A 22,248-nucleotide genomic window follows, 5' to 3' on the forward strand; every position below is an offset into this window, starting at 1 on the left:
CCTCCGCGGGCTGTGTGTTGGCTTCGGAGGGCGGGAGAACGGCGCGGCCACCGCCTACGGCCGCAGCAGCACCTTTCCGACGCCGGGATCGCCGCCCCCCACGAGCGCCACCGCGTCGGAGAACCTCTCCAGCGGAAACTCGTGGGTGATCAGCGGCCTCGGGTCGATCAGCCCGGCGCCGAACGCCCGTACGGCGAACGACCACGCCGACGACGGCGCCCCGAAAACGGACCTCACCGTGAGCTGGTTCAGCGACAGATGCACCGGATCGATCCCGGCCGCCCCCGGCGTGAACATCCCGGTGAGGACCACCCGGCCGCCCCGCCGGGCCAGCAGACAGGACGACGCAGCAGTGGTAGGCGCTCCGGCGGTCTCGATCACGAGGTCGTACCGGCCCGCCCGCTCCGCGCCCTCCTCCGGTGTACGGGCATCACTCGCCCCGAACTCCAGCGCCTGCGCCCCGCGTTCCTCGCGGGGGTCGAAGACCGTCAGCTCCGCCGGGCTCGCGGCGGCGAGCAGTTGTACCGCCAGCAGTCCGAGCGTCCCCGCGCCCACGACTGCCACCCGCTCGCCCGCCTCCGGCCGGCCGGCCCGCACGGCCGCGGCCACTACCGCGGCGGGCTCCAGCAGTGCGGCGGCCGGCAGATCGGCGTCGTCGGCGAGCGGGTGCAGCAGCCGTGCCGGGACGACCACGTGGTCGGCGAAGGCACCCGGCCGCGTGAAACCCGTCTCGTCATACCCGGCCGCGCACAGCGACGTGTCGCCGCTCCGGCACCGCTCGCACGTGCCGCACGCCCGGAACCCCTCGGCCACGGTCCTGCGCCCGAGGAGCGAAGCGCCGACCCCCTCACCCACCGCCTCGACCGTTCCCGCCCACTCGTGGCCGGGAACGACCGGATAGCGCACGTACGCCGCGTCGCGGTGGCCGTCGTACACCTCGCGGTCGCTCATACAGATCCCGGCGGCGGCCACCCGCACCAGCACCTCGCCGGGACCCGGCTCGGGCCGTGGCCCGGCCACCAGCCGGTGCTCGCCGGGCCGCTCGATCAGGACCGAACGGCTGCTCACTTGGGCTTCCTCTGCTCCCAGCCCTCGGCCCACAGGTCGAACCTCGCCTGCTGCTGCGGGAATTCGGCCGCTGCCTCGACATCGAGCTCGACGCCGAGACCGGGTGCGTGGGACACCTCGAAGTACCCGTCGACCACCTGCGGCGCCCCGCGCACGACCCTCTTGATCTCGGCGTCGGCGAAGTCGTTGAAGTGCTCAAGGATCTTGAAGTTGGGGGTGCAGGCGCCGAGCTGGAGGCTCGCGGCGGTGAGTACCGGTCCGCCCACGTTGTGCGGCGCGATCTGTACGTAGTGCGTCTCGGCGGTCGCGGCGAGCTTCCTGGCCTCCAGGATGCCGCCGATGTGTCCGAGGTCCGGCTGGATGATGTCGGCCGCCTGCGACTCGAACAGCTCGCGGAACTCGATCCGGTCGTGGACGCGCTCCCCGGTGGCGATCGGCATGTCCACCTTGGCGGCGACCTTCTCCAACGCCTTGAGGTTCTCCGGCGGTACGGGCTCCTCCAGCCAGGCGGGCCGGAAGGGAGCCAGTTCGCGGGCGAGCCGCACCGCCGTGGCGGGGGAGAAACGCCCGTGCATCTCCAGCATCAGCTCGGTCTCCGGGCCGATGGCGTCACGTACGGCCTCGATCAGCGAGACGGCGTAGAGCGTTCCCGCGTGGTCGAGTTCGTAGTGACCGGTCCCGAACGGGTCGATCTTCAGTGCCCGGTAGCCCCGCTCGACGACCGCCTGCGCGGCTTTGTGGTACGCCTCGGGAGTGCGCTCCGTGGTGTACCAGCCATTGGCGTAGGCCTTGATCCTGTCGGTGACCTTCCCGCCGAGCAGCTGCCACACCGGCACCCCGAGCGCCTTGCCCTTGATGTCCCAGCAGGCCATCTCCACGACGGCGATGCCCGACATGACGATTTCGCCGGCCCGCCCGTAATCGCCGTACTTCATCCTGTTCACGAGGTCTTCGACGGCGAACGGGTCCGATCCCGCGATGTGGTTGGCCTCGGCCTCGCGGAGGTAGCCGAGCAGCGCGTCGGTGTGGCCGAGCATGCGGGTCTCACCGACACCGGTGAGCCCTTCGTCCGTATGGACGACGACATAGGTGAGATTGCGCCAGGGTGTCCCGACGACATGCGTGCTGATTCCCGTAATACGCAAGGCTGTTGCCCCTTGGAAGTGTTCGAGATTTCGTCACACGTTCGAAATGCTGGCGTGACCGTAATCAGCACCTCCTGGGGGTGTCAATGGCTTGCGCGGTGCGAAGCGCTGCCCATTGCCCAGTGAATGGACCTGTGGTTAGCCTGTGTTCGTCATACCGGCCAATGGTCGGAATTTCGAACGGAAGGGGTGGGTGGCCGATCATGGGACGACTGGTCCCGGCGGTGACGAGGTCGCTGGACATACTGGAGCTGTTCCTGGAAGGGGACGGCACGCTCTCCGCGCCCGACGTCACCCGCAGGCTCCAACTGCCGCGCACCACGGTGCACGAGCTGCTCACCACGCTCGCCGCGCGCTCCTATGTGGTGCCCGTTCCGGACCAGCCCGGCCGCTACCGGCTCGGTGTGCGTACGTACCAGCTCGGCAGCCGGTACGCGGAACAGCTCGATCTCGCCGCGGAGGGGCAGCAGGTGGCCCGTGAGGTGGCCGAGACCTGCGACGAGACCGTCCATGTCGCCATCCTGGAGGACGCCGACGTCATCTACATCGCCAAGGTGGATTCCACGCACGCGGTCCGCATGGTCTCCGCCGCCGGCCGCAGGCTCCCCGCGCACTGCACCTCCGTGGGCAAGATGCTGCTCGCCTCACTGCCGGAGGCGGAGCTCGACGCACGCGTCGAGGGGCGGGACCTGGCTGCCATGACGCCCAACAGCATCACCGATCCGGGGGAGTTGCGCACCGCCCTCGCCGGCATCCGCGCACGCGGCCTCGCTTTCGAGCACCGGGAGTCGAACCCGGACGTGAGCTGCGTGGCCGCTCCGGTGCGCGACAGTGCCGGCCGGGTCGTGGCCGCGCTCTCCATCTCCGTGCCCATGATCCGGTGGAGCGAGGCGCGGGAGGCGGAGCTGGCCGAACTCGCGGCCAAGGGCGCGGCAGACCTGTCGGTCCGCCTCGGTCACCGGGCCCGGTCGTGACCCGGGAAACCGTGCGGGTCGCCGTACGGGAGCAGGCGTCGCTCGGCGAGGGCCCGACCTGGGACGCGGCGACCGGCCGGCTGATCTGGGTGGACATCCTCTCCGCGCGCATACACACCTACGAGCCAGTGAGCGGCCGTCGTACGGTGATGGCCACCGCCCAGCACGTCGGCGCGGCCAAGCCGCGGGCGGGTGGCGGCCTGGTCGTCAACCTCCGGGACGGAATCGGGCTGTACGGACCCGATCTGGCCTTCTCCTGGCTGGTGCGCGACCCCGCGCCCGGCCGCCGCGGCAATGACGCCGCCGTCGCCCCCGACGGGGCGCTGTGGGCGGGCACCATGCGGTACGACGAGGCGCCGGGCGGCGGGGGTCTGACCCGGATAGCGCCGGACGGCACGGCCGCGCGCGCGGCTACCGCCGCCGTCAGCAACGGCACCGGCTGGAGCCCCGACGGGCGCCTGATGTACTACGCCGACTCGCCCACCCGCCGTATCGACGTCTTCGACGTGGCCGGCGAGAGCGTGGTGAACCGGCGCGCGTGGGTGACGATCGAGGAGGCCGCGGGCTACCCGGACGGCCTGACCGTCGACGCCGACGGCTGCGTGTGGGTGGCGCTCTGGGACGGCGCGGCGATCCGCCGGTACACGCCGGACGGACGGCTCGACCGGACCGTCGCACTTCCCGTACGCCGCCCCACGGCCTGCGCCTTCGGCGGCGCCGGTCTGCGCGATCTGTACGTCACCACGGCACGCACCGGCCTCACCCGCCCGCACCCGCTCTCCGGCTCCCTCCTGGTCGTGCCGGACGCGGGCCGGGGCCTGCCCGGCACCCCGTTCGGGGGATGACCGGACTCGTTGTACGAGAGGTTTCGTAATTTCACGTTCGTCGTAGTACGGTGAGCTTCGTACAAAGCGGAGTCATCCAGCTGCACCGGCTGAAACGGAGTCCTTCTCGTGAGCGCCCTCTTCGAGCCCTACACCCTGCGATCGCTGACCATTCCCAACCGCATCTGGATGGCCCCCATGTGCCAGTACAGCGCGGAGGTGTTCGGGCCGAACGCCGGAGTCGCGAACGACTGGCACTTCGCCCACTACGCGGCCCGCGCGGCCGGCGGCACCGGACTGATCCTGGTGGAGGCCACGGCGGTCAGCCCCGAGGGCCGGATCAGCCCTGCCGACCTGGGCCTCTGGAACGACCGGCAGGTCGAGGCGTTCCGCCGCGTCACGGCCTTCCTCGAGAGCCAGGGCACGGTGCCGGGCATCCAGCTGGCCCACGCCGGACGCAAGGCATCCACCGACCGGCCGTGGCGCGGCGGCGCACCCCTCGCCGAGGACCACCCCGAGGGCTGGCGGCCCCTCGCGCCGAGCCCGCTGCCGTACGGCGAAACCCATGGCGTACCGAGCGAGCTGACCACAGCTCAGATCCGGGAGATCGTCGGACAGTTCGCCGACTCCGCGCGCCGGGCCCTCTCGGCCGGGTTCAAGGTGGCCGAGATCCATGGCGCGCACGGCTATCTGATCGGCGAGTTCCTCTCTCCGCACAGCAACCGGCGCACCGACGCGTACGGCGGCTCCTTCGAGAACCGGACGCGCTTCGCCCTGGAAGTGGTGGACGCGGTGCGCGCGGTGTGGCCCGAGGAGCTTCCCCTGTTCTTCCGGATCTCGGCCACCGACTGGCTCACCGAGAACACCGAGGACGAGCGCAGCGGCTGGACCGCCGACGACACCGTCCGCTTCGCCGGCGAGCTGATCGCGCACGGCGTGGACCTGCTCGACGTCTCGACGGGCGGGCTGGCGCCGGGCGCCCGGATCCCCGTCGGCCCGGGCTACCAGGTGCCGTTCGCCGAGCGGGTCCGGACCGAGGCGGGCCTGCCGGTCGCCGCGGTCGGCCTGATCACCGACCCGGTGCAGGCAGACAAGATCCTCACCGACGGACGGGCCGACGCGGTGCTGCTCGGCCGGGAACTGCTGCGCAACCCCTCGTTCGCCCTCCATGCCGCCCGCGACCTGGCGGGCGAGGTGCGTACACCGGAGCAGTACGGTTACGCCATCTGAAACTCCCGGTGGAAGGGGCACGGAGGCGCCGCCGTGCCCACCCGGGTCGAATTACGATGTGTGTCGTACCACTCGTACACTGGGTACCCCGGACGAACTGGAGACGCCGTGAGCACCGCCACGAGCACGCGTGAACTCGCGCACCCCACGCGTGACGAGATCCGCCTCGAAGGCGTGCTCCACGCCCTCTCCGACCCGATGCGCCTGCTCATCGTCCGCGAGATGGCGGTGGCCGAGTCCGACCTGGCCTGCTCGTACTTCACGCTTCCCGTCACCAAGTCGACGACCACCCACCACTTCCGCGTGCTGCGGGAGAGCGGGGTCATCCGGCAGGCATACCGGGGCACGGCCAAGCTCAACGGGCTGCGCCGCGAGGACCTGGACGCCCTCTTCCCCGGGCTCATCGACCGCGTGCTGGAAGCGGCGGCCCTGGAGGCGGACCGGCTCGGCACCGACGTCTGAGGAGGGCGGGGAGGCGTGACGCGACGGCGATCGTCGGCCCACCTGCCCCGGGCGCGCCCCGGTCCCCTCTGCGGCGTCAGCGGTCGCCGTGCGCGGCGGCCAGCAGTCCCGCCCAGTCGTGCAGCTTGACCGACCTGCGGCCGAGCGAGCGGCCCAGCGCCGCCTCTGCCGCCTCGATCGCCCGCCAGTCGTTCCACACCACCGGCCGGACGCCCGACTCCCGCAGTGCGGTGAGCGGGTCGTCCGCGAGCGGGCGCGCGGCGAGCGCGGGCGCGTCGGCGAGGAGTGAGGCCACCGTCTCCTTGGCGCACGGCCGGTTCGTACCTATGACGCCGGTCGGGCCCCGCTTGATCCAGCCCGCCACGTACTCGCCGGGCGACGGCACACCGTCCCGCAGCACGCGTCCGGCGGCGTGCGGCACGGTCCCGTTCCCCGGATCGAACGGCAGGCCGCGCAGCGGCGCCCCCCGGTAGCCGACCGACCGCAGTACCAGCTGGGCCTCGATGTCCTTGTACGATCCCGTGCCGCGTACTCCGCCGCTCCCGTCGGGCACCGTGCGCTCGAAGCGCACCCCCGCCGCCCGCCCGTTCTCCTCCAGTACTTCCACGGGCCGCAGGAAGAACCGCAGATGAATGCGGCGCGCCCGCTCCCCTCCGGCGCCCGCTGCCCAGCCCCGCAGCACCTCGACATTGCGCCGGTTCACGGCGGGCAGCGCCACTGCGGCGGCCGACTCCGGATCGGCGTACGCCGGATCCAGGGCGAGCTCCTCGGGCCGTACGACCACTCCCGCGTGCGGCAGTGTGCCCAGCTCACGCAGCTCCTTGGTGGTGAACTTCGCCTGCGAAGGCCCGCGCCGGCCCACCATGTGCACATCCCGCACCCGGCTGTTCGCCAGCACGTCGAGTGCCGGCTGCGGCACATCGGTGGGCAGCAGCTCGTGCGCGCCGCGCGCCAGGACGCGGGCCACGTCCACCGCCACATTGCCCACACCGATGACGACGGCCGAACGCGCGCCCAGTGCGAAGCCGTTCGCGGACGCGTCCGGATGCGCGCTGTACCAGGAGACGAAATCGGTGGCCGAGCAGCTCCCGGGCAGATCCTCGCCGGGAATGCCGAGCCTGCGGTCGGTCGCGGCCCCGACGCAGTACACGACTGCGTGGTAGAGCTCCAGCAGCCGTGCGCAGGTGAGCCCGGCGGCCCCCACCTCGGCATGGCCGACGAAGGTGATCCGCTCGTGCTCGAGAACGGTCCGGAGGCTTCCCTGGAGCGACTTGATCTTCTCGTGGTCCGGTGCGACGCCGTAGCGCACCAGTCCGTACGGGCAGGGCAGCCGGTCCAGCACGTGCACGTGCACGTCCGGAACCGCCTCCCGCTGTACCAGGGCCTGCGCGGCGTAGACCCCGCTGGGGCCTGAACCGATCACTGCGACTCGAAGCACGGCGGAGGCTCCTTCCCGCAAGGGTCTCCAGCATGGCACCGATCGGCGGGCCGGGGGAGATGCTCTGAGGGAGTGCCTTACGGCGTACCCGCGTGCGCGCCGCGGCGGCCCCCGTGCGAGGCCGGGCTAGGTTCGCACCGTGCTGGAAAGTACCTTTTTTGACGTTAACAACCATTATGAACCGAATGCGGCGGGGCCGGTACGGCCTGCCTGGTTCAACGTGCGGCTCACCTTCGCCGACGGCGCCAGGGTCGATGTACTGGCGGCGATGTCCGCGGAGCGGATCACCGTCGAGGAGGTACGCGCGGACCTGCCGCTCGACGGCTTCACGGTGGCCGCCGAGTGGGTCGAGGGGCCGCTCGGCGGTGGCCGCCGGGTGGTTGCCGAGGCGCCCCCGCCCCGCCCCGGCGGCGCCGGAGCCGAAGACGCCGCCCGCCCGGCGGGCCCGCCCGTCCTGGCCCGGCGGCCGGGCGGGCCGCCGGATCGCGGCGCAGGCGTACCGGTCGGCCCAGCTGGCCGGACAGGACCCGGTACTGGCGGTGATGGACGCGACGGGCCGCAGCAGGCGGGGGTCGCTCCGGCTGATCGCGAGCGCGCGTGACGAGGGTCATCTGTCCCCCCGCCACAACCGCCGTTAGGCGCCCCGCCGCGGTTACAGCATGTCGCGCATCCTGCCGATCTCTGCGGTCTGCTGCGCGACCACGTCCGTCGCCATCTCCTCGACCTGGACGTTGTTCCCCTGTGCCAGGACCTCGGTCGCCATGGCGACCGCGCCCTCGTGGTGGACGGTCATCAGCTTCAGGAAGAGCCGGTCGAAGTCCTTGCCCTCGGCCTCGCGCAGTTGTGCGAGCTGCTTGTCCGTAGCCATTCCCGGCATCGCCGCGTGGTCGTGGCCGCCCTTGTGCCCGGCGCCGGCGTTGTTGTCCAGCCACCCCCGCATGGCGTCGATCTCCGGGCCCTGGGCCGCCGAGATCCGCGCGGCGAGGCGCTTGACCTGTGTGGACGCGGCCCGCTCCGGAGCGAGTTCCGTCATCACCAGGGCCTGGGCGTGGTGCTTGATCATCATCCGCGCGTAACCGATGTCCGCCCCGTTGGGCGAGCCGTCGGGAAGCGAGTCCGCCGCCTCCTGCGCCGACAGGGTCTTCGCGGGCTCACCCGGCTTCCCCGGCGCTACCACGGAAGGCCCGGCGGACGCCTTCGACTCCGGCGCGGCCCCACCGCCCGCGTCGCACGCGCCGAGAGTCAGTACCGAGGCCGCGGCCACCGCGACCGCGGCGGCCGTGCGGGCCGCACGGGCGGGTCTGCGGGCGCGCGTGGAGTGAGGGTGGATCAACACGGCGACCTCCTGGGGCACATGGGGTGATTGGTGTCCGTTCTTAGCATGCTTCCGCACAGGGTTGATCAAAAACTTTCATTACGTCTTCGTTGCCACCTGTTGAGATGTGCATGCAAAGGACGATACTGCCGGGATGAATGAACCGTTCAACTTAGAACGGACACAAGGGAGGACGCAGTGACCTCGTTGCACATCACCCGCGTGCGGCGCAGAAGCCTGGGCGTGGCAACAGCGGCGGCAGGGCTGATCGCCACGCTGCTGACGGCCGGGCCGGCGGCCGCGATCCCCGACCCGGGAGACGCGCCCGCGAAGAAGGAAAGCCTGACCACCTCGCAGCAGGCCGAAGCCGGGGCCGCCATCGAGAGCGGCGAGATACCCGGTGTGGACGAGATCGTCCACAGCAAGAACATCGAGCACCTCGTGAACGTCCCCAAGGACGCGATCAAGGGCACCAATTCGGACCTGGCGTTCCAGGGGAAGTACGCCTTCGCGGGGAACTACGACGGCTTTCGTATCTTCGACATCAGCAACCCGAAGGCCCCGAAGACGGTCTCCCAGGTGCTGTGCCCGGGTGCGCAGAACGACGTGTCGGTCTCCGGAAACCTGCTGTTCCTCTCCACGGACTCCTCGCGCAACGACAACTCGTGCGCGAGCACCTCACAGCCCGCCACGGAGAAGTCCTCCTGGGAGGGCATGAAGATCTTCGACATCAGCGACAAGAGCAACCCGCAGTACGTCGCCGCCGTCGAGACCGCGTGCGGCTCGCACACGCACACGCTGGTGCCCGAGCGCCGCAACGTCTACGTCTACGTCTCGTCGTACGCGCCGAACGACACGTTCCCGGACTGCAAGCCGCCGCACGACGGCATCTCCATCATCAAGGTGCCGCGCGGCGCCCCGGAGGAGTCGGCGATCGTGGACTTCCCGGTGCTCTTCCCGGACGGCGGCAACCCGGGCGCGCCCACCAACCCGGGCGTCTCCAAGACCACCGGCTGCCACGACATCACCGTGCTGCCCTCGAAGGACCTGGCCGCCGGCGCCTGCATGGGTGACGGCATCATCCTCGACATCGAGGACCCGGAGCGGCCGCGGGTCATCGACCGCGTCCAGGACAACGTCAACTTCGCGTTCTGGCACTCGGCGACCTTCAACCAGAAGGCCGACAAGGTCGTGTTCACCGACGAGCTCGGCGGCGGCAGCGGCGCCACCTGCAACGAGGCCACCGGGCCCGCGCGCGGCGCCGACGGCATCTACGACATCACCGGCAAGGGCGATCAGCGCAAGCTGGTCTTCCGGAGCTACTTCAAGATCGACCGCCACCAGGCGCCCACCGAGAACTGCGTCGCCCACAACGGCTCGCTGATCCCGGTCAAGGGCAAGGACATCATGGTCCAGGCCTGGTACCAGGGCGGCGTCTCCGTCTGGGACTTCACCGACTCGTCCAACCCGCACGAGATCGCCTTCTTCGAGCGCGGTCCGGTGAGCGCGACCTCCCTGGTCACCGGCGGCTCCTGGTCGGCGTACTACTACAACGGCTACATCTACTCGAACGACATAGTGAAGGGCTTCGACGTACTGAAGCTCGACGACAAGCGCACCGACGGCGCCAGGAAGGTCCGGCTGCACGAGCTCAACGTGCAGACCCAGCCCGACTACCGCCGCTGACCCACGGTCCGCGCACGGGTGCCGCCGGGCGGTTCACCGCCCGGCGGCACACCGAGTTCCCACGCCAGCCCGTACCGCTGGAACAGCTCGGCGCGCAGGCTGGGGAGCGGCATCGGCGCCCCCGGCAGCAGTACGGCGAACACCGCGCCCATCAACAGTGCCCGCAGCAGCGGATAATCGGTGTCCACATCCGGCGAGCCGTAGCGCGCCACGGTGCCGCGCAGCAACTCCGCGAGGCGCTGCTGTTCGGGGCACCGCACGAATCCCTCGGCCTGGAGAATGCCCGCCATGTGGGTGCGCATGAGGACGGGGCGTTCGCAGGCGAGACCCAGTACGGCGTCGATCGCCCGGGCCAGCAGTTCCCGGCCGTCGTCGGTGCGCGGTTCGCGTTCGAGGGCCGCTTCGAGCGTGCGGTGCATCAGCCGGTGGACGGCCGACTGGAGCAACTGCCGTTTGCCGGGGAAGTAGTACGAGATCAGTCCGCGCGCCGATCCGGCCCGGTCCGCGATGTCGCCGAGCGTCGTCGCCTCGTAGCCGCGCTCCCCGACGAGCTCCACCGTGGCCTCCAGCAGCCGTTCCCGGGAACGGCGACGCAACTCTTCATTGACCGATGCGCTGCGCGGGGACATGCTGTAACTCCTGCGTTGACTGGCCCGGAGCCAATATACTCAGCGGGTCCGGGACGGGCGCCTTGCAGGGCCTGCTCCAGGGGCTTGCCGTCCGTATCCGGCGGCGCGGGGACCGCCGGATACGGACGCTTCGGCATGCCTTTCCCCAGCAGCCGGCGACCCCTTGCGCGCTCCGCCATCAGCCCACCAGCCGCAGCACCGGACGCAGCCCCGAGGGCCGTTCGCCGGCGGGCAGGTGGTCCACGAAGTGCACGGCGCAGCCGAGTTCCGCCGCGCCGCCGTCGGCGCGCCGGTCGTCGCCGACCATCAGGACGTCGCGCGGATCGAGTCCGAGCGCCTCGCACGCGGTCCCGAAGAGCCTCGGATCCGGCTTCTGGATGCCGTGCTCGTACGACAGGACGTACGCGTTCACCCACGCGTCGAGGCCGTGGGCGCGGAAGACCGGCCGCAGATCCCATCCGATGTTGCTGACCACGGCGACGCCGACGCCGCGCCGGCGCAGTTCTCCGAGCACCTCGGCGGCGTCCGGGTACGGGAGCCACGCGGCCGGCGTCATGTGGCGGTCGTACAGGGCGTCGTACAGCCGCGCGTCGGGCAGGGCGACCTGGCGGGCGAGACCCGTGTAGGCGGCGCGGTGCCGCTCCGCGCTCACGTCGCGCGTGGCCCACAGCTCGGCCAGGTGCGCCGGCACCCGCTGCGGAGCGGCGCCGCCGGGCAGGGCCCCCGCCGCCTCCAACTGCCGCGCGTACCGTACGAAGTCGTCCGGCGGTACGGACAGTCCCTCCTCGTCGAGAACGGCGCGCAGCCACGCCTCGGTCGGCTCGATCCTGAGCAGCGTGCCGGAGAAGTCGAAGAGCGTGCCCTTGACCGTCATGCGGACGTTCCTTCCCGGGAAGCGATCAGTCGACCGTACGCCACTGCCGACAGGGCCACTACGGCCGCTCCCAGCAACCACCCGCCCAGCACGTCGGACGCCCAGTGCACACCCAGGTAGAGCCGCGTGACACCGACACCGATCCAGGACACGGCTCCCACCACCAGTACGGCGGTGCGCAGCCTCGGGTCCGCGCCGCGCAGCCACAGCAGCCACACCAGCAGCCCGCACGTCACCACGGCCGTCATCGCGTGTCCGGACGGCCAGGCCGAGAAGTGCGCGGAGTCGACCGGATCCGGCCACTCGGGCCGGTCGCGCCCGACCGCCGCCTTGAGGCCCTGCTGCATGAGTGCCCCGACCGCACTCGTGGCCGCGATCCAGAGGGCCAGGAGCCGTTCCCCCTGCCGGAGCAGCCACAGGAAGACGACGGCCACCAGGGCACGCATCGTCCACGGGTCCCACACCCAGTCGGAGAGGATCCGGTTCGTCCGGGTGAGCGCCGGGTTGCCGACCGCCAGGTCGTGCAACGCGTCCCCCACCGAGCGGTCGAACGACAGCAGGGGGCGCCACTCCGTGACGACGAGCAGCAGGAGCAGGGTGGCCAGAGCGGTGAAGACCACCGCCGCGAGGACGGGCGCGGGATGTGCCGGGCGGGACGAGGGGGCGAGCTGGGAGGAGCGCATGCAATGATCCTCGCCCACCGCTGTCGCCCGGGGCCAACCCCCCCTGCTGACACCTGGCGGCTAACCGAGCGCCCTGAGCCCCGGTACGAACGCGACCAGCAGCGGTACGGCCGGAACGAGCGAGGCCGCGGCCGTCAGCCGCAGCCGGCGGGCCGCGGTGAGCCGGGGAGCCGCCGCCAGCAGCCGGTCGACGCGCCGGGGCAGCTCGGCGTGCGGGGTGGGGCAGGGGCCGAACACGCCGCGGTCCTCGTTGAGTTCGACCAGGGCGAGAGCGATCGTCAGCCGGCCGAAGCGCCGGGAGGCGACATCGTCGGCTGCCAGTTCCACCAGCCGGTGCATCTCGTCGCGGAACGCAGCGAACACCGGAACCTGCGGGAAGCCGATCGCGAGAGCGGACGCGCAGTGCAGCAGCCAGTCGTGCCTGGCCCGCACGTGACCCTGCTCATGGGCCAGTACCGCGTCGAGCTGGTGCCCCTTCAGCCGGCTCAACGCGGCGGTGGTGACGACCAGTCGGGGCGTGGCGCCCGGAAGCCACCACGCGTCGGGACGCTCACCCTCCAGGACCACGAGCCGGTCCCCGCCGGGCTCCTCCCCGGGCAGCAGCGGGGCGCGCACGAGCAGCTCCGCGCGCCGGCGCCCGCGTCGTACGTGCGCCCGGCCGATCTCGCGGGTCAGCATCGCCGCCGTCCAGGCGCCTCCGCACGCCAGCAGCACCGCGATGACCGCCGACCAGGGCCCGTACGCTGCAAGGGCGTACGCCTCGACCACGCCGTGCGGGGCGGGTGCGAAGACATGCCCCCGTACGGCCTGCCAGGCGGCTGCCGCGCTGAACGTCATCGACAGACCGAAACACAGCAGTACGGCGGCCACCACGCACTGCCACACCCACAGCGCCACCACGGGTTCGCGCTCCCGCCAGTCGGCCCGCGACATCAGCCGCGGGGCGGCGACGGCGGCGACGACACCGAGCAGCAGCAGCGCGAGGGAGACCGTCATGACGGCCAGCCTATGAGCGCGACCCTACTCCCGGGTATGGTCTCGGCGGCCAAGTGACACAGGACACGGTTCGGTCCGCGCCAGTGAGCTTCGGCCGACGCCCCGCAGCGCGAGCGCCGCCTCAGAGCGTGAGCAGCATCGCGATCATGCCCATGCCCATCGAAACCCGGCAGGCCGGCGCCAGCTCCTGCCGCGCGCCCGGCGCGAGGGCGCCGCCGCCCGGCCCGGCGGCCACGGGTATCAGTCTCGCGCCCGAGCACACGACGTAGACCGCGTAGTACAGCAGCAGCGCACCGGTCAGCAGTGGGATCCCGCCCGCCGCGTACCCGGCCGCGTGGCCCGCGTGCGCGGAACCCGCGCCGCCGGGCGCCATGACCCACGCCATGTAGACCATCGCCAGCGATCCGACGAGGTGGTGCGCGTGGGCGGCGCCTGTGCGGGCGAGCCACAGCCCCCGCAGCGCGGCGGCGCCGAATACGGCGGCGTACAGCATCCAGCCCCACGCCGGTGGCGCCAGCACCGCCGCGGGTACCGCCATCGCCGCCATCCCGAACCCCATCAGAGCCTCACCGGCCGCCCCTCGCGGTGCTCCCCCGGCCGCCGCGCAGACGCAGCAGGCCGTACGCGCCGGTCCCCGCGCACAGCGCCACGAGCAGCCAGCCGGACATCGTCTGTCCGTGCACGGCTTACCTCCCCGATCGACGGTGTCGTCCGGGTCGATGCCCGCGCGCGCGGCGTCCTACGCGAGCGCGCGGGGTGCGCGGGGTACGCGGGGTCACGGGCGGTAGCGCAGGGGGTGCTCCGCGGGGACCTCCACGACGGCGATGCGCACGCCGTCCGGATCGGCGATCCACATCTCGATCAGCCCCCATGGCTCCCTGATCGGCGGGCGCAGCACCTCGACGCCCCGCCCGGACAGTTCGTCGTACGCCGCCGCCGCGTCCGCGACCTGGAGCCACAGCTGGAGGGCGGGGGAGTGGGGCGTCTCGGAGCGGCCGGAGACCTCCAGGAAGCCGCCGCCGAGGAAGTACACCGTTCCGCGCTCCGGACCCGTGCCGAACTCGCGGTAGACGGCGAGCCCCAGCGCCTCGCCGTAGAACGCGCGGGAACGCTCCGGGTCGGTGGGCCGCAGAAGCGTCCTGCTGCTCAGTACATGCACCATGCACCGGGACCTTAGCGCGCGTTACGCTCGGGGCGCCCGACCCGACGTACAGATCTGGAGAGCGCCCTGATGGAGACCACCCCGAGCCCGGCGCGCCCGGCCGCCGAAGCGCTCACCTTCCGCGATGCGACCGAGGCCGACGTGGACGCGCTCGTCGCCCTCATCGAGTCGGCCTACCGGGGGGACGCGAGCCGTGCGGGATGGACCACGGAGGCGGACATCCTCGAAGGGCAGCGGACCGACCCCGAAGGGGTACTCGATGTGATCAAGTCGCCGGACAGCCGGCTGCTCACGGTCGAGCGGGGCGGTGAGCTGGTCGCCTGCTGCCAGCTCGAACACCGGGGGGAGGCGGCGTACTTCGGCATGTTCGCGGTCCGCCCGCGGATGCAGGGGGCGGGGCTCGGAAAGGTGATCATCGCCGAGGCGGAGCGGACCGTGCGGGAGGTGTGGGGCGTGCGCGAGATGCACATGACGGTGATATCCGTGCGGGACGATCTCATCGCCTGGTACGAGCGGCGCGGTTACCGCCGTACGGGCAGGACGAGCCCCTTCCCGTACGGCGACGAGCGTTTCGGCGTGCCGCAGCGCGACGACCTGGAGTTCGAGCTGCTGATCAAGGCGCTGGCCTGACGCCCGCGGACGGCGGGTCTCGCCCGGGCTGCCCCGCCCCGGACGGGGGCGCGAGCCCGGGCCTCCGGACGCCGCAGGCGTTCGAGGAGCGGGGGGCCGGGGGCCTGCCCCGGCCGGGCGGCGGCTAGGCCGTGAAACGGCCCGTGCGGCGGATCTCCGGGTAGTCCGTCGTGGCACCGTCCAGTTCCAGCGCCCGTACCAGCCGCAGATGATCCTGCGTGTTCACCACCCAGCCGATGACCCGCAGGCCCTGCGCGTGCGCGCGTTCCACCGTCTCCAGGGTGAGCCGGCGGATGTTCAGCGCGAGCGTCGCCGCGCCCACCGCCTTCGCACGGTCCACCACGTCGATGCCGTAACGGCTGGCGATCAGCGCCGTCCGTACGCCCGGGACCAGCGACGCGATCTCGGCGACCGCCTCGTCGTGGAACGACGACACCTCCACACGGCCCGCGAGATCCCGCCGGTGCATCACGTCGGCCAGCGCCCGCGCCGCCGCCGCGTCCTTGATCTCCGCCTGGAGCGGCGAGCGCACCGCGTCGAGGACCTCTTCGAAAAGGGGGACGCGCTCGCCCTGTCCGGCGTCGAGTCCCCGCAGCTCCGCGAGGGTCAGGTCGGCGATGGCGCCCCGGCCGTCGGTCGTACGGTCCACCTCGGCGTCGTGCATGACCACGAGCGCGCCGTCCTTGCTCAGATGCAGGTCCAGCTCGATGGCGTCCATACCGGCCTGCTCGGCACGGACGAAGGAACGGAGGGTGTTCTCCGGCTCGACACCCATGACCCCACGGTGACCGATGGTGAGGAAAGTCAAGGCAATCTCGCTTCCGTCGACGGCGGCTCCCGGGCAGCCTAACGGCCCGCTTCCCCGAGGGAACCCGTCTCGCGCGGGGAAGCGGAGTGCTCCGCTCGGGCGCCGGCCCCGGGGACCGGACCGGTGATCGGGTCGGCGGTCCACCGCTCCATCACTCGTGCGTGGGTGCGCCCTGCCCGCGTTGACCCGCCGCGGCGCTCAGCCGCTCCAGATCGGCCAGCATCTCCTCGGCCAGGTCCAGCTCCGCCAGATGCTGCCGCTCGCTCCAGCGCAGCGCCACCTGAGGATGTGCCCACTCCGAGACCCCTTCGGTGTGGGCCAGGGCGTCCCGTACCTCCTTCAATTCGCCTCTCGTACGGGCGATGTGGTCCGCCACGCGCGCGTGCAGGCGTGCCGGGTCCGCCAGATGTCCCAGCCAGACGCGCAGCACAAGAGCGTGCTTGAGAACGGGCGGGCCCGCGTCCCCGGAACCGTCCGCCCACTCGCTGAGCGCCGCGCGGCCGGTCGCCGTGATCGTGTACCGGCGCTTCGCGCGCGGCTCCTGCGGGTCGGAGCGCCGGGAGGTGGCGTAGCCGAGGGATTCGAGGCGGCGCAGCTCCGCGTAGATCTGACTGATAGCGGGCGACCAGTAGAAGAAGCGCAGTGAGGCGTCCGCCCACTTCTTGAGCTCGTAACCGGTCCGCTCGCCCGGAAAGGAGAGGAGGCCGAGCACCGCCCATGCGGTGGCCGGCAGTTCGGGGTCTTGCTTCTTGGCTATCTGACGACTAGTCATATGACTAATTGAAATAGCAGCAGCCCCATGGACGCAACCCCCTGGCCGCACCCCCTGGAGGCACCGTGCAGTTCTCCGTCATCTTCGAGGCCCAGCTGGCCGACCCCACCGTCGAACGCGAGCACCAGGTCATCCGCGACAGCGTCGAACAGGCGGTGCTCGCCGAGCGGATGGGATTCGACCGGATCTGGGCCGTCGAGCACCATTCCCTCAAGTGGTACGCGCACATGTCCGCCCCGGAGATCTTCCTGACCTGGGTGGCGGCGCGGACCACGACCATCCGCATCGGCCACGGCGTCGTCTGCATGCCGTTCAACTTCAACCACCCCGCCCGCGTCGCCGAGCGTGCCGCGATGCTCGACCTGCTCTCCGGCGGGCGGCTCGACCTGGGAGCCGGGCGCGGTGGTACGGAGCAGGAGACCTCGCTGTGCGGCGTCGACCGGGACCGTACGACGCGGGAGGTTGAGGAGGCGCTGCGGATCATCGGCAAGGCGTGGCAGGAGGAAGAACTCGAATATCACGGTGAGCTGATCGACATCCCGCCGCACCCGATCCTCCCCCGGCCCCAGCAGACGCCGCACCCGCCGCTCTTCCTCGCGTGCAGCCGCACCGAGACCCTCGCCCGGGCCGCCGAACTGGGCGTCGGAGCCCTGGTGATGGGCTTCGCCGGGCCTGAGTCGATCGCGCTCATGCGCACGGCGTACGACGCCGCGCTCGCCGCCCGTACCCCGGACTGCTTCGTCTCGACCGCCGTCAACGACCACTTCTCTGTGCTCTGTCCGACGATCGTGCTCGACGACCGCGACGAGGCCCGGCGCGTCGGCACCCGCGGCCAGCGCTTCTTCGCCCAGTCCATCGGCCACTGGTACGGCGGCGCGGGCATCCCCGACGAGGCGGTGGTCGAGGGCGCCGACGAGGCGGCCGAAATGCGCAGGGCCGCCGAGCAGGTCGTCGCGCGGCTGCACGAGCACCGCATTCCGGTACGTCCCGCCGCCACGGCCACCTTCAACGCCGACCACGCCTACGGCACGGCCGACGACGCCATCGCCTACGTGGAACGGCTGCGCGACGCGGGGGCCGACGAGATCATGTGCCTGATTCAGATGGGCACCGTCCCGCAGGAAGCGTGCCTGGAGACCCTCCGGCAGTGGGGCGAGAAGGTCATTCCGTATTTCAGGGAGAGCTCCCGGTGACGGCCGCACCCGACCGCCTCGACCCCGACGCCAGGGCCCTGGCCGACGTCATGGCCGCCGCCTTCCCGGACCTGGGCGGTTCCGTGACCGACGCCGTTCTGGCCAGGCGCCTCATCGACGCGATACCGCGCCCGGCGGTGGAGCCGCCGCCGGTGGGCTCGGTGGAGGACCGCACCGTGCCCGGCCCCCCGGGCGCCCCGGATGTACCGGTGCGGATCTACCGGCCCGGGCCGCCGGCGGGGCAGGGCCCGCGCCCCACGGTCGTCTACTACCACGGGGGCGGCTGGGTCGTCGGTGGCCTGGACAGCCACGACACCTCGCTGCGGGAGCTGTGCCGGGCGTCGGGCGCCGTGCTGGTCTCGGTGGACTACCGGCTCGCGCCGGAAGCCCCCTTCCCGGCCGCTGTCGAAGACGCGTACGCCGCCCTGGTGTGGGCCGCGAACCGGGCCGGGGAGCTCGGCGGCGATCCCCGGTCCCTCGTCGTGGCGGGAGACAGCGCGGGCGGCACTCTCGCGGCCGTCGTGGCACTCGCCGCGAAGGAGCGCGGCGGCCCCGCTCCCGCCCTCCAGGTGCTCGTCTACCCGGCCACGGACGCCGGTCAGGACACCGGTTCGTACCGCGCGAACGCCACGGGCTACTTCATGGAGGCCGCCGCGCTGCGCTGGTTCTGGGAGCAGTACCTGGGCCCGGACGGTGACGAAGCCCACCCCTACGCATCCCCGCTGCGGGCCGCGGACCTCTCCGGGCTGCCGCCCGCGCACCTCGTCACGGCGGGCTGCGACTCGCTGTGCGACGAGGGGCGGGCGTACGCGGAGCGGCTGCGGGCCGCCGGCGTGCCGGTCTCCGAGCGCCATTACCCCGGAATGTTCCACGGGTTCTTCGCCTTCCCCGGGCTTCTCGCGGACGCCCGCGACGCGCTGTCCGGCGTGGCAGAAGCGGTCGCTCGTACGGCAGGAGACAGGAAGAATCGCGGCGATCACCGGGGCTCGGCAGGATAATTTACGGGGGGTGGGCTTGAATGGGAGAGTGGAACACCTATACGGTGCCTTGACGCGAGGTTCTCCCGTGGAGGAAGTGACATGACGGAAATTCTTGTGCAGGACACAGTCGCCGACGGCATATCCGATGCCCGGCGTGTGGTCGAGCACTCTGCCTGGCTCGAGCTCAAGAATGCCGTGGAGGCGATCCGGCCCTGGCAGTCGGCCGACGGCTCCATCGACTTCGAAGCCGAGGGCGCCCCGGCGCGCGCCACGGCGGAGGCGACCGTCGACCGCGTGATCGGCGCCGTCGAGGAGCTCGCACCGCTGCTGCCCCACAACGCGGCGTACCACCGCGCGCTCGTCGCCGACCTCCGCAAGTGGGTCGAGGGCGGCTTCGGCGTCCCGGACTTCCTCGACTCGCTGCTCGCCTTCCAGCCCGCCCAGCAGCGCGCGGACGGCCTTCAGCACCTCGTGGTCTTCCCGATGTACACGCAGAACGGCAACCCGGACCGCAACTTTGAAGCGGTCGTGCTGCGCATGGTGTGGCCCGAGTGGCTCTCGGAGCTGGAGCGCACGCGCTACGACAACCCGATGTTCCTCGGCATCACCTTCGAGGACTTCACGCCCGGGTACGACACCCACTCCGCCGTTCTCTTCCCGGAGACGATCGCCGTCCGCGAAGCCCCCGAGCGCTTCACCTGGGGCGGCATCTTCTGTGACCGCGAGGCCGCCCGCTTCCGCCGTGTCACCGAGGCGTCCGTCGACATCCTGGGTCTCGAACTGCCGGACGACATCCGCGCGATGGTCTCCGACCAGAAGCGCTGCCAGGACGCGTTCGTCCTGTGGGACATGGTCCACGACCGCACCCACAGCCACGGCGACCTGCCGTTCGACCCCTTCATGATCAAGCAGCGCCAGCCGTTCTGGATGTACGGCCTGGAGGAGCTGCGCTGCGACCTCACCGCCTTCAAGGAGGCCGTGAAGCTGGAGGCCGAGGGCAACGCGCACGGCCGTGACGTCCAGTACGCCGTGCTGTTCGACCGCATGTTCCGCTTCCCGGTCAGCGGTGACCGTAACCGCAACTACGACGGTCTCGGCGGCCAGCTGCTCTTCGCGTACCTGCACAAGCACGACGTGGTGCGCTGGACCGACAACACGCTGAAGATCGACTGGGAGCGGGCCCCCCAGGTCACCAACCAGCTCTGCGCCGAGATCGAGGACCTCTACCGGGCCGGCATCGACCGCCCGAAGCTGGTCCACTGGTTCGCCGCGTACGACCTGGTGTCGACGTACCTCGCTCCGCACCCCGGATCCCGCTGGGCCAAGGGCCCCGACGCCCTGGACCTGTCGCTGCCCCCGCGCAAGCTCGTGGACGATGTGCTTCCGGACGAGTTTCCGCTGAGCATGTTCTATGAGGCCCTTTCCAAGAAGCTCAAGAACGTGATCGCCTCCACCAAGGGGATCACCGCGACGAGTGCCGAGCGGGTGGCCGCGTGAGCCCTCGCGACCAGGAGGCGACGACCATGACCAGCAGCATCGGCAACGGCAACGGGGGATCGCTGGAAGGCGCTGTGGTCGCGGTGGCCGGAGCGGGCGGGCCCGCGGGCCGCGCCACCCTGCTCAGGCTCGCCGAGGCGGGCGCGATCGTGGTCGGCTCGGACGCCAACCCCGCGCGCCTCGCCGAGGCCGTCGACGCCGCGCGGTACGCCCACGGAGGCGCCACCGTCACCGGTGACACCGTCGATCTGCTCGACCTCGACGCCACGCGTGAGTGGGCGGACAAGACCGAGAAGGAATTCGGCCGCATCGACGGCATGGTCCACCTCGTCGGCGGCTGGCGCGGCAGCGCGACCTTCGCCGAGACGGACCTCGCGGACTGGGACCTGCTGGAGAAGCTGCTGATCCGTACGGTCCAGCACACCTCCCTCGCCTTCCAGGCCCCGCTCCTGCGCAGCGACCGCGGCCGCTACCTGCTGATCAGCGCCGCGGGCGCCTCCAAGCCCACCGCGGGGAACGCCGCGTACTCCGCCTCCAAGGCCGCCGCCGAGGCGTGGACGCTGGCGCTCGCCGACGCGTTCCGCAAGGCGGGGGGCGAGGAAGGCCCCCGTACGGCGGCTGCCATCCTGGTGGTCAAGGCACTGGTGCACGACGCGATGCGCGCCGAGCGCCCGAACGCGAAGTTCGCGGGCTTCACGGACGTCAAGGAACTGGCCGAGGCCATTGCCGGGGTCTGGGACCAGCCCGCCAGTGAAGTGAATGGACAGCGTCTGTGGCTGACTCCCAAGCCGTGAATCCCGACCCGACGCACGCGGCGAAGACCGACGCGCGCCGGCACCACGACCCGCGGGTGCGCGGCTTCGCGAGCGACAACTACGCGGGCGCCCACCCGGAGGTGCTCGCCGCCGTCGCCCTGGCCAACGGCGGCCACCAGGTCGCCTACGGCGAGGACGACTACACCGAGAACCTCCAGCGGATCATCCGCAGCCACTTCGGCGGGGCGGCCGAGGCGTTCCCCGTGTTCAACGGCACCGGCGCCAACGTGGTCGCCCTCCAGGCGGTCACCGACCGCTGGGGGGCGGTCATCGCCGCCGAGACCGCGCACATCAACGTGGACGAGGGCGGCGCCCCGGAGCGGATGGGCGGCCTCAAGCTGCTGACCGTACCGACGCCGGACGGCAAGCTCACACCCGAGCTGATCGACCGGCAGGCGTACGGCTGGGAGGACGAGCACCGCGCGATGCCGCAGGTCGTGTCGATCACCCAGAACACGGAACTCGGCACGGTCTACACGCCCGGCGAGATCCGCGCGATCTGCGAGCACGCGCACGCGCACGGCATGAAGGTGCACCTCGACGGGGCCCGGATATCCAACGCGGCGGCCTCGCTCGACGTACCGATGCGGACCTTCACCAACGCCGTGGGCGTGGACATCATGTCCTTCGGCGGTACGAAGAACGGCATGATGTTCGGCGAGGCGATCGTCGTCCTCAACCCGGACGCTGTGCGCGCCATGAAGCACCTGCGCAAGCTGTCGATGCAGCTCGCGTCCAAGATGCGCTTCGTGTCGGTGCAGCTGGAGGCGATGCTCGCGCGCGACCTGTGGCTGCGCAACGCGCGCCACGCCAACGCCATGGCCCAGCGGCTCGCCGACGGCGTGCGCCAGGTGGACGGCGTCGAGATCCTCTACCCGGTGCAGGCCAATGCCGTCTTCGCGCGGCTGCCCCACGACGTCAGCGAGCGGCTCCAGAAGCACTTCCGCTTCTACTTCTGGAACGAGGCGGCCGGGGACGTCCGCTGGATGTGCTCGTTCGACACCATGGAGGACGACGTCGACGGCTTCGTGCAGGCGCTCAAGGAAGAGATGGCCAGGTAGCGCCTC

General features: G+C 71.4%; 23 protein-coding genes and 2 pseudogenes. 13 read left to right on the top strand and 12 right to left on the bottom strand.

Going from position 1 to position 22,248, the window contains the following annotated elements:
* Positions 1-54 precede the first annotated feature (54 nt).
* Positions 55-1,068 carry a zinc-dependent alcohol dehydrogenase gene (locus AS594_RS30330; RefSeq protein ID WP_069935542.1) on the bottom strand — a complete coding sequence of 338 codons (1,014 nt, stop codon included), beginning with the start codon at positions 1,066-1,068 and terminating at the stop codon, positions 55-57.
* Positions 1,065-2,213 carry a mandelate racemase/muconate lactonizing enzyme family protein gene (locus AS594_RS30335; RefSeq protein WP_069935543.1) on the bottom strand — a complete coding sequence of 383 codons (1,149 nt, stop codon included), beginning with the start codon at positions 2,211-2,213 and terminating at the stop codon, positions 1,065-1,067. The genes AS594_RS30330 and AS594_RS30335 overlap by 4 nt, the downstream gene beginning before the upstream one ends.
* A 203-nt stretch (positions 2,214-2,416) precedes the next feature.
* On the opposite strand from AS594_RS30335, the gene AS594_RS30340 reads away from it, so the two are divergent.
* The 4 genes from AS594_RS30340 (at position 2,417) to AS594_RS30355 (ending at position 5,703) form a co-directional block, all read left to right on the top strand.
* Positions 2,417-3,187 carry an IclR family transcriptional regulator gene (locus AS594_RS30340; RefSeq protein ID WP_069929998.1) on the top strand — a complete coding sequence of 257 codons (771 nt, stop codon included), beginning with the start codon at positions 2,417-2,419 and terminating at the stop codon, positions 3,185-3,187.
* Positions 3,184-4,032, top strand: coding sequence for an SMP-30/gluconolactonase/LRE family protein (locus AS594_RS30345; protein ID WP_069929999.1), 849 nt, complete (start codon positions 3,184-3,186; stop codon positions 4,030-4,032). Before AS594_RS30340 ends, AS594_RS30345 begins: the two co-directional genes overlap by 4 nt.
* A gap of 108 nt (positions 4,033-4,140) precedes the next feature.
* Positions 4,141-5,241, top strand: coding sequence for an NADH:flavin oxidoreductase/NADH oxidase (locus AS594_RS30350; protein WP_069935544.1), 1,101 nt, complete (start codon positions 4,141-4,143; stop codon positions 5,239-5,241).
* A gap of 108 nt (positions 5,242-5,349) precedes the next feature.
* Entirely contained in the window at positions 5,350-5,703 is a 354-nt protein-coding gene (locus AS594_RS30355) for an ArsR/SmtB family transcription factor (RefSeq protein ID WP_069930001.1), read from the top strand.
* A 76-nt stretch (positions 5,704-5,779) separates the two neighbouring features.
* Here the strand turns inward: AS594_RS30355 and AS594_RS30360 are convergent, their stop codons facing one another.
* Positions 5,780-7,141: an FAD-dependent oxidoreductase gene (locus AS594_RS30360; protein WP_069935545.1), complete on the bottom strand. Its 1,362-nt coding sequence runs from the start codon at positions 7,139-7,141 to the stop codon at positions 5,780-5,782.
* A gap of 139 nt (positions 7,142-7,280) precedes the next feature.
* Between AS594_RS30360 and AS594_RS47600 the strand changes: the two are divergent.
* Positions 7,281-7,472 (top strand): annotated as a pseudogene (locus AS594_RS47600) (DUF6214 family protein); the annotation flags it as partial.
* Positions 7,396-7,779 (top strand): DUF6214 family protein, encoded by a 384-nt coding sequence (locus AS594_RS30365; protein WP_338120216.1) that lies wholly within the window; start codon positions 7,396-7,398, stop codon positions 7,777-7,779. The pseudogene AS594_RS47600 and the gene AS594_RS30365, both read left to right, overlap by 77 nt.
* A gap of 14 nt (positions 7,780-7,793) precedes the next feature.
* Here AS594_RS30365 and AS594_RS30370 read toward each other — a convergent pair whose 3' ends face one another.
* Positions 7,794-8,477, bottom strand: a complete 684-nt coding sequence (locus AS594_RS30370; RefSeq protein ID WP_420877862.1) for a DUF305 domain-containing protein — start codon at positions 8,475-8,477, stop codon at positions 7,794-7,796.
* 177 nt (positions 8,478-8,654) lie between these two features.
* Between AS594_RS30370 and AS594_RS30375 the strand changes: the two genes are divergently transcribed.
* Positions 8,655-10,142 (top strand): LVIVD repeat-containing protein, encoded by a 1,488-nt coding sequence (locus AS594_RS30375; protein WP_069935547.1) that lies wholly within the window; start codon positions 8,655-8,657, stop codon positions 10,140-10,142.
* Here AS594_RS30375 and AS594_RS30380 read toward each other — a convergent pair.
* From AS594_RS30380 to AS594_RS30405, 6 genes and pseudogenes are all read right to left on the bottom strand, one after another.
* Positions 10,130-10,771 carry a TetR/AcrR family transcriptional regulator gene (locus AS594_RS30380; RefSeq protein ID WP_069932083.1) on the bottom strand — a complete coding sequence of 214 codons (642 nt, stop codon included), beginning with the start codon at positions 10,769-10,771 and terminating at the stop codon, positions 10,130-10,132. The genes AS594_RS30375 and AS594_RS30380 overlap by 13 nt on opposite strands.
* Positions 10,772-10,949: 178 nt before the next feature.
* The gene (locus AS594_RS30385; RefSeq protein ID WP_069930007.1) at positions 10,950-11,645 is read right to left on the bottom strand and encodes an HAD family hydrolase; all 696 of its coding nucleotides are present in this window, start codon (positions 11,643-11,645) and stop codon (positions 10,950-10,952) included.
* A complete protein-coding gene (locus AS594_RS30390) occupies positions 11,642-12,328 on the bottom strand; it encodes a phosphatase PAP2 family protein (protein ID WP_069935548.1) in 687 nt (228 codons plus the stop codon). The genes AS594_RS30385 and AS594_RS30390 overlap by 4 nt, the downstream gene beginning before the upstream one ends.
* Positions 12,329-12,388: 60 nt before the next feature.
* A complete protein-coding gene (locus AS594_RS30395; RefSeq protein WP_069930009.1) occupies positions 12,389-13,324 on the bottom strand; it encodes a M56 family metallopeptidase in 936 nt (311 codons plus the stop codon).
* A 121-nt stretch (positions 13,325-13,445) separates the two neighbouring features.
* Positions 13,446-14,007 (bottom strand): annotated as a pseudogene (locus AS594_RS30400) (DUF5134 domain-containing protein).
* Positions 14,008-14,099: 92 nt separating this feature from the next.
* Positions 14,100-14,486 (bottom strand): VOC family protein, encoded by a 387-nt coding sequence (locus AS594_RS30405; RefSeq protein ID WP_069935549.1) that lies wholly within the window; start codon positions 14,484-14,486, stop codon positions 14,100-14,102.
* 69 nt (positions 14,487-14,555) lie between these two features.
* Between AS594_RS30405 and AS594_RS30410 the strand changes: the two genes are divergently transcribed.
* Entirely contained in the window at positions 14,556-15,116 is a 561-nt protein-coding gene (locus AS594_RS30410) for a GNAT family N-acetyltransferase (RefSeq protein ID WP_069935550.1), read from the top strand.
* A 124-nt stretch (positions 15,117-15,240) separates the two neighbouring features.
* Here the strand turns inward: AS594_RS30410 and AS594_RS30415 are convergent, their stop codons facing one another.
* Together AS594_RS30415 and AS594_RS30420 are read right to left on the bottom strand one after the other, a co-directional pair.
* Complete coding sequence (locus AS594_RS30415) at positions 15,241-15,924, bottom strand: glycerophosphodiester phosphodiesterase (protein WP_069930011.1); 684 nt, start codon at positions 15,922-15,924, stop codon at positions 15,241-15,243.
* Between the two features lie 151 nt (positions 15,925-16,075).
* Positions 16,076-16,696, bottom strand: coding sequence for a PadR family transcriptional regulator (locus AS594_RS30420; protein WP_069935551.1), 621 nt, complete (start codon positions 16,694-16,696; stop codon positions 16,076-16,078).
* A 65-nt stretch (positions 16,697-16,761) separates the two neighbouring features.
* Between AS594_RS30420 and AS594_RS30425 the strand changes: the two genes are divergently transcribed.
* The 5 genes from AS594_RS30425 (at position 16,762) to AS594_RS30445 (ending at position 22,242) form a co-directional block, all read left to right on the top strand.
* The gene (locus tag AS594_RS30425) at positions 16,762-17,889 is read left to right on the top strand and encodes an LLM class flavin-dependent oxidoreductase (RefSeq protein WP_069935552.1); all 1,128 of its coding nucleotides are present in this window, start codon (positions 16,762-16,764) and stop codon (positions 17,887-17,889) included.
* Positions 17,886-18,887 carry an alpha/beta hydrolase gene (locus AS594_RS30430; RefSeq protein WP_240509109.1) on the top strand — a complete coding sequence of 334 codons (1,002 nt, stop codon included), beginning with the start codon at positions 17,886-17,888 and terminating at the stop codon, positions 18,885-18,887. Before AS594_RS30425 ends, AS594_RS30430 begins: the two co-directional genes overlap by 4 nt.
* An 81-nt stretch (positions 18,888-18,968) precedes the next feature.
* A complete protein-coding gene (locus tag AS594_RS30435; RefSeq protein ID WP_069935553.1) occupies positions 18,969-20,366 on the top strand; it encodes a DUF6421 family protein in 1,398 nt (465 codons plus the stop codon).
* A 26-nt stretch (positions 20,367-20,392) separates the two neighbouring features.
* Positions 20,393-21,160: an SDR family NAD(P)-dependent oxidoreductase gene (locus AS594_RS30440; RefSeq protein ID WP_069930015.1), complete on the top strand. Its 768-nt coding sequence runs from the start codon at positions 20,393-20,395 to the stop codon at positions 21,158-21,160.
* The gene (locus tag AS594_RS30445) at positions 21,157-22,242 is read left to right on the top strand and encodes a threonine aldolase family protein (RefSeq protein ID WP_069930016.1); all 1,086 of its coding nucleotides are present in this window, start codon (positions 21,157-21,159) and stop codon (positions 22,240-22,242) included. The genes AS594_RS30440 and AS594_RS30445 overlap by 4 nt, the downstream gene beginning before the upstream one ends.
* Positions 22,243-22,248: the final 6 nt, after the last annotated feature.

Source organism: Streptomyces agglomeratus, from assembly GCF_001746415.1.
GTDB classification, from domain to species: Bacteria; Actinomycetota; Actinomycetes; order Streptomycetales; family Streptomycetaceae; genus Streptomyces; species Streptomyces agglomeratus.